The following is a 318-nucleotide window of genomic DNA, read 5'->3' on the forward strand; positions in this document are numbered from 1 at the left end:
CAGGCCGTTGAAAAATCCCCCGCCGACGCCCGCGTTGGCCGCTACGATCTGAAGCCATCGGTGAACGACCCAGACGAGGACGATGAGAGGCAGTCAAGATTTCCAGGGGGCGATGTTCAGCTACATCAGCCTTGAAGAGCGCGTGCCGCAGGCACACCCGCTGCGCAAGTTGCGCGCGGTGGTTGATGCGCTGCTGGCAACCATGAACCGCGAGTTCGAAGCGGTGTACGCCCGCCGTGGCCGCCCATCGGTGCCACCGGAGATGCTGCTCAAGGCCTTGCTGCTGCAGATCCTGTTCTCCATCCGCAGCGAGCGCCA

The 318-nt window shown here is 63.8% G+C and carries 1 protein-coding gene; it reads left to right on the plus strand.

The features are described 5' to 3' along the window. Positions 1–82 precede the first annotated feature (82 nt). Positions 83–318, plus strand: a 236-nt coding sequence (locus OX89_RS14700) for a transposase (protein ID WP_199856256.1), incomplete at its 3' end; no start/stop codon positions are given.

It is taken from the genome of Diaphorobacter sp. J5-51 (assembly GCF_001023515.1).
In the GTDB taxonomy this organism is placed as follows: domain Bacteria; phylum Pseudomonadota; class Gammaproteobacteria; order Burkholderiales; family Burkholderiaceae_C; genus Diaphorobacter; species Diaphorobacter nitroreducens.